Raw genomic sequence first — 11,861 nt, 5'->3', positions numbered from 1 at the left:
AATTACGCCCCAGTGCCAGGCTGATTAACTAAGTCTGTTGATAATGCCATGTTTGATTCAGTGACATCTTCGACTAACTTGGCGACCTCTTCTAATGTTGTCGTTCCCTGGAATAAATATTCCATTGCCGAATGGGCTAATGGAATAAAGTTAGGGCTACGGATGGCCGCGCGCGCAAAATCTTGTGGATTACCGGTGCGCATGGCATCAATCATATTTTCATCGAGTTCTAATATTTCAAAAATACCAATTCGACCACGATAGCCTGAGCCATTACACGTTTGACAACCACTGCCCACTTTAAAGGTCGCATTATTAATATCTTGCTTAGTCACACTCGACAACCAGCTGCGCTCTGCTGCTGTAGGCTGATAATCTACAGCGCAGTTATGGCATACTCTACGCACTAATCGCTGGGCAATAATAACTCGCAAGGCGCTCGCAACTAAGTAACTTGCCGCGCCCATATCGAGTAGTCGCAAGGCACTGGTTACCGCATCATTGGTGTGCAAGGTGGATAATACAAAGTGACCGGTTAATGCGCCTCGCAAGCCAATTTCAACGGTTTCTTGGTCACGCATTTCGCCCACCATGATAATATCGGGATCTTGGCGCAAGGTGGTACGCAGTACATTAGAAAAGTTTAAGCCAATTTTATGGTTAACTTGCACCTGGTTAATGCGCGGTAACTGATACTCTACCGGGTCTTCTACGGTAATGATTTTTCTGTCTGGCGTGTTTAACTCACTTAAAATACCGTACAAGGTTGTGGTTTTACCGCTACCGGTTGGCCCGGTGACCAATAACATGCCGTGAGGACGTTTAATTTGTTTACGAATGCGCGCCACAATGTGTGGCGGCATGCCAGTTTCGTCTAGAGTGCGTAATCCCGAGGTTTGATCTAACAAACGCATTACCACCGATTCGCCATGATAAATGGGCATGGTCGACATACGCACATCGATTTTATGACCTTTAATTTCAATATGAAAACGACCATCTTGTGGCATACGTTTTTCTGAAATATCCAGGCCAGCCATTAATTTAAGGCGCAGCACCAATGCCGAGGAAATGTTGACTTCACTTAATGTATTTTCATGTAATTGACCATCAATACGCTGACGAATGCGCAACACTTTTTCGCCTGGCTCAATATGGATATCAGACGCCCGCATTTGCACTGCATCTTCAAAAATCGACTGTAGTAACTTAACTACTGTGGTTTCGTTATCGGCATCACCTTCCGTTAGGCTGCTAAGGTCGAACATGTCGTCTGCGGCATATTCTTCTTCTAACTTGCCGGCAATTTCAGCAATTTGCCCCGTGCGGCGATATAAGTTATCAAATGCATCTAACAGTTGTTGCTCTGGGGCTACCGCGAGCATTAATTGCTTAGGGGCAACCAATAATTCTAAGTTATCGATAGCTTGTAAGTCGGCAGGATCGCTCATTGCAATCAATACATGATCAGCGCCGCTTTCAACTACCAAGGCACGATAACGACGTGCTTGTACCTCAGGCAGAATATTAACCACTTCAGCGGCGATAGGCCTACGGCTGATGTCTAAGTAAGGTAAATTCAGCTGCTGCGACAAAAACTGCAATAATTGATCTTCAGTAATACTGTTAAGATCAATCAAGGTACGGCCGAGTTTTTTACCGCTATTACGCTGCTCTGTCAGTGCTTGTTGTAATTGTGCTTCGGTAATAATTAGCTCTTGCACCAGAAGATCACCTAAGCGCATCTTTAACTTTGGTTTCATCGGTTTTCTCCTAGCTGAGCTAAACGGGTTTCAATAAAATTCATGGCTGACGTCGATAATCCTTCATAGCTTAATGCTGAGCGATAAGCTTGAGCAGCAGGAACGTATTTTTGTTGGGAATCTAATGCATAACCCAGGCCCATCCACCAGCGGGCCTGCGTCGATTCGGCTTGTAATAATTGACGATACGCTTGTTCTGCTAACACAAAATTTTGTGTATTTTGCGCTAACTCAGTTTGCGCAACCCACTTGTCGCGGGCCCAGCTTGAATTATCTGGGATTGCCGCTAAAGTGCTATTGGCACTATCAAAGGCTTTTACTTCAGCTTGAATTCGCGCCAATATCACATAAAACTCCCACTCTTGCGGGAACATACTCAGACCACTTTCTAATAAGCGCATCGCCGTAGTGGTATTGTTTTGAGCGTAATAAATGGCCACCAGCTGTTTGCGGGCTTTATGCAAATTTGGCTGTAAAATAATGGCTTCTAAGTAAAAGCTGGCTGCATCATCTACATTTTGCGCTTTTTCAGCATCAACCGCTTTGCGATATTGTAATTGCGCCATTTGAGTTTTGGTTAACACGACCTCTTTAACCGTCATGTCATTTAAGGCCGCATTTGAATCTACTGTAGCTTTGTTAGCACTTATATTGGCTTTTGCAACGACAGGCTTATCGCTAGATGTAACTTCTGAGGGGCTATTTTTTACTACAACAGCTTGTGCCTCTTTAACCTCTTTTTGTTTATTTGTTGAGGTTAAATCAGAGGTACTGATAACAGGCTCATCGGCTTGCGTTAAGCGCGCTGGTTCAGTTGAGACTAACGTCACTGATGTATCGGGTATAGTCGCCACTGATTTAGACACTAGCTCAACCGCCTCGCTTTCACTCTCTGTTAACGCGGTGTCACTGACTATTTTGCCTGCATTATCAAGATGATTAACCACCGAAGCCGATGCTGCAGCGCCACTGTTGGTTTGAGCTAAACCAGCAACGTCTGGTTGCGGTTCATTTGTTGGTTTAACAGACGCGTCTGCAGCCTTATCATCTGCATTGTTAAGCCTTGTTGGGCTCACCTCAGCCAATTGTTGTGCAACCGACGAGTCAGCTTGCTGGTACATTGACATACCAAACCATACGGCAGGGATTAACAGCAGCAAACACACACCAGCGGCGATTAATGGCGAGCGTGACTTTTCAGCTGGATAGTATTGAACTTGCGGACGAACAAACTCACCCTTCGCCTGGGAGGGTGTCGGGGCTGACTGAGTTGGGTCGGGTTTCTCACGCTGCTCTAAATCTCGCAGCATTTTTATTATCACACTCATTAATGCTCACTTATCCGTGTCAACCACTCACCGCTAACATCCATGAATCCCAGCATTAGCATCAATGCTAGTAATAAAATAATCAATAGCATGCTAGTGCGTGAAAAACCTGAGCGTTCGGTTAAATTAATATCTTCAGTGTCGCGTATTGCTGCGCGGCAATGCTTTGTCGACACCTGCTGACGCCCCTCGCCATAGCAAAGCAATAAACTTTTATGGGCTAATATGTTTACTAAACGTGGGATGCCGCGAGCGGCTTTTGCTAATAGTTTAATGTCGCTCGCACTGAATAAATCGCCCCCTTGATAACCCGCTATATGCAATCGATATTGTATATAGGCGCGTATTTCATCCCAGCTTAATGGACGCAAATGGTAACTAAAGGTTATTCGTTGGCGTAATTGTCTAAACTTAGCCTGCGCGAGTCGCTCATCTAATTCGGGCTGACCAAATAACACCACCTGTAACAACTTACGGCTTTCGGTTTCTAAATTAGTAAATAACCGTAATGCTTCAATACTGTCATCAGGCAATGCTTGCGCTTCATCTAGCACGAGTACGACATGAAAACCCTGGTGATTTAATTCGAGTAATCGCTCATGGATCAAACGAGTTAATTGCTGTTGATCAAGCTTATTTGGCAGAGACAACCCGAGCTCAGCAGCCACCGCAAAACGTAATTCTTTTGGCGTTAAATAAGGATTAGGTAAATAAGCGCAGTGGTATTGAGTCGGTAAATCATTCAATAGCTTACGGCAAACTAATGTTTTTCCGGTACCTACCTCACCAGTGACTTTGATAAATCCTTCACCGGTTTCTAACGCTGTTTGCAGCACTTGCAAGGCTTCGACATGGGGAGCTAAACCAAAAAAGAATCCCGTATTGGGCGTCAGCGTAAAAGGCAGCTGCGCCATGCCAAAGTGTTGCAAATACATAACTATTTACGTTCCATCATTACTTAGAAGGATACCAACGCTCAATCAAATCTTGCGAACGCTTGAGCTCATCTTTCCAGGTGTCTAACCCCACCACTGTTGGCTTAAGTAAGATAATTAATTCGGTTTTCTGCTTTGATTTACTACGGCTAGTAAACGCCTCACCTAAAAATGGAATATCACCTAATAACGGTACCTTAGACACGGTTTCGATGTTTTCACTCTTCATTAAACCACCAATCACAACCACATCTCCCGACGCCGCTCTAATGACAGTATCAGACTCACGAATTTCACTTTGCGCCAACGGCAGCTCTAGGGTTGAATCGCTGATTTGAATGGTTTTGGTTTGCTCTTGCACATCAATCACCGACGGATGGACATGCAATAGGACATTGCCATTTTCATCAATTTGCGGCGTTACATCTAACGCAATACCAGAGAAAAATGGCGTTAATTCAACTTCTGGCGTGGTCACGGTCGTGGTCGATGACACTGTTGTGGTCGACACATCGGTCACAAAGTATTCGTCGTTACCGACTTTAATCACCGCTTTTTGGTTATTTGACGCCGTCACTCGTGGACTTGATAACACATCAACATCGCCCTGAGTGTCGAGCAAGCTAATCATGGTACTAAAATCCGTGCCTTTAACATTAATTGAGGTCACGCCCCCAATCACTGAAGAGATGGTATTACCCAATCCCTGACCGGCAGAAGTACTAAAATCAATATTGGTGTTATCCACATGACCTAATACATTTTCCCACTGAATACCCTGCTGGTAACCATCAGATAAAGTCACTTCTAAAATTTTAGCTTCGAGTATAACCTGACGCTGCAAATGACTTTCTGCAGTGCTTAAAAAGGTACGCACTTGTCTTAATTCGTTAGGGTAAGCACGAATGGTCACTAAACCCGCTTGTGGGGTAACAACCACCTGGCGACCGCCACCGGTTTCGCCAATAATCGACACTAACGTGGCTTGTAACTCGCCCCAAAAATCCGTTTTAGTGGTAGAGCGAATAAACGTGCCATTGCTTTGTTCGTTACTGCCCGAGTTGCTACTACTATTACTGTTTGAGCTACTTGAGCTGCTATTGTTATTACTGCTGCTATTTGAGTTGTCATTATCATCAGATATGCGTCCTGAACTCACCGAGGTTAACGATAAGCCTTCACGTTGCATATACAGGTAATTTAATGGATACGTTTCGGTGCGCATGCCTGACGGGAAAACCCGTAAAATACGCCCTTGTCGACTCACTTCATAACCGTAAATATCTTCTACAACTTGCAGCGCCTCAGACAAGGTGACCGCTTTAAGTGATAACGAAATGGTACCTTGCACATCGGGATGCACTGCCACACTTAATGGCGTGTCTTTCACAAGACTTGGAAAAAACACTCGAGCATCAACATTATTTGCCGACACATCAAAGCGACGCTCAGCAGGAAGCGCTCTTGCTGAAGCCAGCGCATTACTGCCATTTAATTCACGCTGAACTTCAGCAGGCATGGTTGCTGGCGGCGGGGTAACAGTGGCATTCGCTTGCGCTTGCTGTCTTGACTCAGATAACGCTGACTTAACCGTTTCAGGTTCAGGCCTATCGGTTGTTTGACAAGCAACCAAACACAGCGACATCAGAGGGGTAACATAATTAATTACTTTCATTTTTATTCTTATCCTATCGCTCTGTTATCGACTGAAACAGCTGAAGTTTTCTGCCATCTGACAAGGTAACGCTGTCCTGGCCTATCGCAGTGACACGTAGCCCAATACCGCTCACTGTGTCACCTACTGAGAGAATATTATTATTGATCACAGCATAAGCACGCTGCCCATTGACGATACTGTTAAGAACCATAGCTTGCTTGGGAGCGATACTCGAGCTTACAGCAACATAGCCTTGGCCTGGCAATGTTGGGTCTCGTAACGATTGCGCTTTGGCATGAGTAGTCAGCAGCATTAAGCTGCCTACGACCAAGACCAAAGCACTTACACTAATTCTGTTTAGCAACACTGATAAAATCCTTATTCACACTCAGTGTGTAAAGTTCTAATTGAACCAGCGCATTAGGGTGCGTCTCTACACGATAATCCAAGCGCTTCCAATACAGTTTGTCTGGCATATTCTCTACCGCAGAAACAAACGCTAAAATGGCAAAGTAATCGCCTTGTAGACTCAACTTAATGCCATGACTATACAAATTAACGTTACTGTTATCGCCCATATTCAATAGCGGGGTTGGCGCGATAGAAGCAAACGATTTAAGGGTCACGCCTTTCACATTGCCGAGTAAATTAGCTAATACCGTTGGCATATAATCTGCTGGTACCATATCAACCATTTGTGCATCTAACTCGGCATCAATGGCTAACATCCGCTCATTCACTAACAATAAACGCTGCTGATAATCTTTATTAGGGTCTAATTGCAAACGTTCTTCATATAAGGCAATTTGCTGACGTGATATATCGTTTTCTTGGTTTAAGGTAGTCAATTGTCTTTGCATTAATTGCTGTTGTTTCCACAGTGATTCCAAAGGCAAATACAACAACATACCAATCACAACCACACTCGCAAGCGCAATTAATATGCGCTCCCGCTGGCTGAGTTGATTAAATTTTTCTGACCAGTGTGCCCATTGTTGCTTCATTGTACGGGCTCCTTATCAGCAGTTTGGCTGGTTAATTTGAACATTAACGGTTGATCATCACCCCGGTCCATCGTCATCGCCGAAAAAGCATAACCCTTTAATGTCGAGGTATTTTTTAATCTATCAATCCACAATGGAATACTTTGCGGATGACGGCCAAAGCCTTCAAATTCTATCTTCTGCGGGGCATTATCTTGCTGAATTATGCTGATGTGACTGAGCCAAACATTGGCATCTGCAACAGCGGCTAAATCAGTCAACATAGGCGAATAGCCTTGGCTTATTAGGTTTTTTCGTTGGCTTAACTCATCTTTTAAGCGAGTTTTTAAATCTAGACGTTGCTCTTCCAACTCAACTTGCGCCACCAAGGCTGAATCAGGTTTTCTCGCGGCAATTTGCGCTTCTAACTGTGTTTTTTGTGCCGTTAACTGATCTTTATCCGCACTAGCCTGTTGATGAACAATGTGTAACTGATTTTGCTGCCACGAGCCTATGCCATAAAAGGCAACACTTAACCCCAATAACAGCAATAATGTCATTGCAAGACGCATAAAGGTTAATCGCTGCTGTGGCGGTATTAAATCGGCAGTATATAAATTAACGCTGGTTTTTATCACGCATCACCTCGTGTTAATTCTTGTAATGCTAATTGAGCCAGTAAGCCGCTAATACCATCGTGGGTTTGCGCATGCACTTTTTGATTGAAATTTTGCCCAACTAAATTGGCTAATGCATTACTGTCACCCTCTGCGGCAATAGTAATAGACGTCACTGGCGCCTGGCGAAGTTGGCTTTCGAAATAATCCATCGAACGCTGGATTTCTAGGCTTAAATTATCGGCAATGCCTTGCTGTAACTCTTCGTAAGTGGACTTATTAAGTTGATTAAATCCGCGCACTCGACGCTGCATTAACACTTCACCGGCTTTCACGACCATGAGTAATAACTCTTGTTGCGGTATATGTGCAACCAACATATGCGCCATACTATCATTGGGTAGCATGTGCCTTAGCGCTAACTCCTCAATGCTAATGCCCACTAAGGTTAAGTTATTTGTTTCACATGCCGACACGAGTTGCATCAGTAACTCACGGCTCGTCACTACGACACTGAGTTTGGCACTGGGAATAATACTGGACTCAAAATAATCTAAATGAATATTGCCTACCGGTTCTGACACCATGTCTTTGACAGCCCAAATCAATGCCTGGGCAATCTCAGTGGGTTCAACATTGGGTTTATCAGCTTGTAGCAGTTGATAATGAGCATAGGACAGAACAAGTTGCATTCGAACAGGGCCAAATTGCGCTTTTAGTTGTTCAAATGCCTGGTGCCAGTTGTGTTTCAGTACCGGGATTGAAGAAATGGTATTAGCAGACGTGCCTTTTTGAGCTTTACACACCCATAACGAACTATCAGTGATAAAAACACCGACGTCTCCAGTTATTTTGGATGGCTTCCAAAAGGTTAATTTACTCAAAAAACCACTTTTCATTACGCGTCCCATACTCACTAACGTGATAATTATTCTAGATTATTGGTTTACTATACGATGAAAAAACTCAATAAAACCCATTCTACCCCAAAAATCCTGAACATAACGATGACAAAAACAATATCTCGCTTGCTGGTTAGCGTTATCGCGTAATAGTTCATCCCAAAATGATGAATAAATCATCGAAAATACATTGTTAATGTTTTAATTTTGTTACATTAATAACAATATAGCATACCTAATCAAAGACCAATGCAAAAGCGAAGAAACTAAGCACTTATACTTTAATATTGAAGTATTAGCCTTTTTGACGTTAGCTCTCAACTATTTGATCTAAATACTCACCCTGCGCCGCACTCACCCCTAAAATCTTCAGGGTCTGCCACTCTTCAAAACATTCAACTCCTTCAGCGATAACCTTCACCTCTGCACGATATAGCCCACCAATTAAGCTTCGGATAAACAGTTGATTTTCAGAACGTTGATGCACTTGCCTGACAATCGAGCGGTGTAATTTGACTAAATCAAAATGGTGTTCTTGGATATAGTGCGTCCCAACAACATGCTGACCAACATGATCAACCGCTAATTTCGCGCCCATCTTTCTCAACATATCCAATGATTTAACCAGCGCAGGGTTATTTTGATGTTTAACAATGATGTCTTCTGACACTTCAAAAATGAGTCTTGAGGCTAAAGGTCGATGCTCGAGTAAGGTTGACTGTATCCAACGGACAAATGCACGGCTCACTAACGTATCCAAACTTAAATTAATACAGTAAGTCGCCGTGTTTTTAGGCATTAAGCCAAACAAGACTTGCTCTAATATTTGCCGTTCAATTTGCGGCATTAAGCCACATTTATTGGCCATGGGAATAAACAAGGTGGCACGTACATCGTTGCCTTGATGATCACGGGCTCGGCTAAATATTTCGTAATGTAAAATACGGTTATCACTGTCTACGATAGCCTGTTGCAATGTAAAGAAACGCTTTGCTACCAGTGCATTTTCAAGAAAGCTGCGCCACCGCACAGATCCTTTAGCAATCTCTTCATCGACAGCGCCTTTGTCATACATAAACCAGTTATTAACTCGTTGTAACTGCGCGGCGCGCAGTGCCATTTCGGCCTCTTCAATAAGTTGAACTTGTAAGTCGCCAGCTTTAAAAAATGCACTGCCTAAATGTAAAAAGTTATCAGGATTGCCTAACCCATAAAAGGGTAATGCTAAACACGTTTTCAATACTCGTTGAGCCAATTGATCGGCTTCGGCAAGCGACAATTGCGGAACAACAATCACCAATTGCTGATAGCTTCTGCGGGCGAAAATACTGTCTTCGTATTGCGCAAGTACCGCAGTTATGGCTTCTGTGGTTAAGGTAAACATGGCTTTAAGGCCACTTTCGCCTAATTCCTCTTCAACTAAATCCATGTCGTCAAACTCAATCAACATCAATACCCCATGGGCAATCATTTTTTGATTATGGCTTAATGCATCTAGGCGATTTTGAAAAAAGATGCCGTTACCGATTTGAGTTTGTTTGTCTAAAAAGGTGTCTTTACGAATAAACTGATCTAAACGTCCACGCTCTTTATGAGCATCATCTAAATCACTCAATAATTTACTGATCGCCCGATTAATCATTCGCGGCTTACCGTTTGTGGGCACTTGAGCAGCCTGAACTAAATCCCCTTCTAAAATTAACTTACTGCGCAAAGCAAGTTGTTCAATACCGTCAAGCTCACGGGAGTACCAACCATGACCAAAACGTACAAAAATACCGATTGCGATAAAACCGATAATAACAATAACCAGCTCCGGCCAACCAAGATGGTGTAAAGCAAACGGCGGCGGCATGGTAAGCGATAATTGTAAGCCATTATCCAGCTGGTTTTGGTACAGGGTTAGGCTGTTTTTAGCAATGTTTAGATTATCGTGGTGATATTCATACACTATTTTATCACCCTGGCTTAAGCTGAAATCTACGGCATTATAAGCAGACAATAATGGGGGCAGCCAAGTGGAAAACTGGTTTTGCTCTAGCTGTTTACTGTGCTCAACCAGCATAATTTCAAGTTCAGTGACTTTTTGTTGCTGAAAAGTATAGGTGAGTTGTATAAAACTCATGATGGCGCCCAGCAAAAATACAAAGGCAACAGCCGCTAATGAAAGTAACCAAAAGCTGGTTAATTTTTTTGTAAGGATCTTGGTGAGTTTCATTTATCCGCTATCCTGCTGGATTTATTTTTATGGTCTAGCTCAATTAAATCTTCATCAGTATAACGATTATGCTCTATAAGTTCACTAGTGTTTAAGTCTGCATAAAAAAGGGGCTTTCGCCCCTTAGTTTATCGCTGACACTTAACACTTTATACCTTATATTCACTCGGCAAAGTCGTGATTTTAGCTACACCAGAATCGATGGCCGCTTGCGACACTGCGCGAGCAACAATAGGCAGCAATCTAGGATCCATCGGTTTTGGCAGTACATATTCTGCACCAAAACTTAAAGACGTCACTTTAGGATAAGCCGCTAACACTTCTGCAGGCACAGGCTCTTTAGCTAAATTAGCAATAGCATGCACTGCTGCTAATTTCATTTCATCGTTAATGACAGCAGCGCGCACATCTAATGCGCCTCTAAAAATAAACGGGAAACACAATACATTGTTAACCTGATTAGGGTAATCGCTGCGCCCTGTACCCATAATCAGATCGTGGCGAATAGCGTGCGCTAACTCTGGCTTAATTTCAGGATCGGGATTTGAACAGGCAAAAATCACTGGATTGGGTGCCATTAAGGCAATGTCTTCAGCCGTTAATAGGTTGGCACCTGATAAGCCTAAAAACACGTCAGCATCTTTAATCACATCTTGCAAAGTGCGCTTATCAGTATTGTTAGCAAACAACGCTTTATACTCATTTAAATCTTCACGGCGAGTATGGATAACGCCTTGTCTGTCTAGCATGTACACGTTTTCACGAAGCGCACCACACTTCACAATCATGCTCATACAAGCAATGGCGGCAGCCCCAGCACCTAAACAAACAAATATCGCATCATCAATTTTTTTACCCTGGATTTCTAAGGCATTCAACATCCCAGCTGCAGTAACAATAGCCGTGCCATGCTGATCATCATGAAACACAGGAATACTACAGCGCTTAATGAGTTCACGTTCAATTTCAAAACACTCAGGTGCTTTGATATCTTCTAAGTTGATACCACCAAATGTGTCCGCTATCGACTCAACTGTATTGATAAAGTCTTCGGTAGTGCGGTGCTTAACTTCAATATCAATAGAATCAATATTGGCAAAACGCTTAAATAAAAGCGATTTGCCTTCCATTACTGGCTTTGAGGCTAATGGGCCTAAATTACCAAGGCCTAAAATCGCGGTGCCGTTAGTAATGACCGCAACAGTGTTACCTTTGTTGGTATAGCGATATGCATTTTCAGGGTCAGAGGCAATCTCACGAACGGGCTCTGCAACACCAGGGCTGTACGCCAGTGCAAGGTCGTGACTGGATTGGGCTGGTTTGGTAAGACACACAGCCGTTTTACCTGGAACGGGGAATTCATGATAGTCGAGAGCTTGTTGACGAATATCTGACATTATATACATCCTGAAATGCGCTATTGAGTAACATTAAAGTGGTGATTAGCACGCGAGAAAC

General features: G+C 43.2%; 10 protein-coding genes. All 10 read right to left on the bottom strand.

Annotated features, from left to right (window positions below; all coding sequences use genetic code 11):
• Positions 1–2 precede the first annotated feature (2 nt).
• Positions 3–1,763, bottom strand: a complete 1,761-nt coding sequence (locus GQA99_RS09145; RefSeq protein WP_160053589.1) for a GspE/PulE family protein — start codon at positions 1,761–1,763, stop codon at positions 3–5.
• The gene (locus GQA99_RS09140) at positions 1,760–3,091 is read right to left on the bottom strand and encodes a tetratricopeptide repeat protein (protein ID WP_160053588.1); all 1,332 of its coding nucleotides are present in this window, start codon (positions 3,089–3,091) and stop codon (positions 1,760–1,762) included. Before GQA99_RS09140 ends, GQA99_RS09145 begins: the two co-directional genes overlap by 4 nt.
• Positions 3,091–4,026 (bottom strand): ExeA family protein, encoded by a 936-nt coding sequence (locus GQA99_RS09135; RefSeq protein WP_160053587.1) that lies wholly within the window; start codon positions 4,024–4,026, stop codon positions 3,091–3,093. The genes GQA99_RS09140 and GQA99_RS09135 overlap by 1 nt, the downstream gene beginning before the upstream one ends.
• A 19-nt stretch (positions 4,027–4,045) precedes the next feature.
• Positions 4,046–5,701: a pilus (MSHA type) biogenesis protein MshL gene (mshL, locus tag GQA99_RS09130; protein WP_160053586.1), complete on the bottom strand. Its 1,656-nt coding sequence runs from the start codon at positions 5,699–5,701 to the stop codon at positions 4,046–4,048.
• Between the two features lie 13 nt (positions 5,702–5,714).
• The gene (locus tag GQA99_RS09125) at positions 5,715–5,996 is read right to left on the bottom strand and encodes an MSHA biogenesis protein MshK (RefSeq protein WP_160053585.1); all 282 of its coding nucleotides are present in this window, start codon (positions 5,994–5,996) and stop codon (positions 5,715–5,717) included.
• Between the two features lie 34 nt (positions 5,997–6,030).
• On the bottom strand, positions 6,031–6,687 hold the full coding sequence (locus tag GQA99_RS09120; protein WP_160053584.1) for a type II secretion system protein M: 657 nt from the start codon (positions 6,685–6,687) through the stop codon (positions 6,031–6,033).
• The gene (locus GQA99_RS09115; RefSeq protein ID WP_160053583.1) at positions 6,684–7,304 is read right to left on the bottom strand and encodes a PilN family protein; all 621 of its coding nucleotides are present in this window, start codon (positions 7,302–7,304) and stop codon (positions 6,684–6,686) included. Before GQA99_RS09115 ends, GQA99_RS09120 begins: the two co-directional genes overlap by 4 nt.
• Positions 7,301–8,182, bottom strand: a complete 882-nt coding sequence (locus GQA99_RS09110; RefSeq protein ID WP_229785862.1) for a biogenesis protein MshI — start codon at positions 8,180–8,182, stop codon at positions 7,301–7,303. Before GQA99_RS09110 ends, GQA99_RS09115 begins: the two co-directional genes overlap by 4 nt.
• Before the next feature lie 313 nt (positions 8,183–8,495).
• Positions 8,496–10,403, bottom strand: coding sequence for an RNase E specificity factor CsrD (gene csrD, locus GQA99_RS09105; RefSeq protein WP_160053581.1), 1,908 nt, complete (start codon positions 10,401–10,403; stop codon positions 8,496–8,498).
• Positions 10,404–10,552: 149 nt separating this feature from the next.
• Positions 10,553–11,800, bottom strand: coding sequence for a malic enzyme-like NAD(P)-binding protein (locus GQA99_RS09100; protein WP_160053580.1), 1,248 nt, complete (start codon positions 11,798–11,800; stop codon positions 10,553–10,555).
• Between the last annotated feature and the right edge of the window lie 61 nt (positions 11,801–11,861).

This window comes from Shewanella litoralis (assembly GCF_009828585.1).
GTDB lineage: Bacteria > Pseudomonadota > Gammaproteobacteria > Enterobacterales > Shewanellaceae > Shewanella > Shewanella litoralis.
The sequence above is the reverse complement of the archived record's forward strand: the minus strand, read 5'-3'. Positions and strand labels throughout refer to the sequence as shown.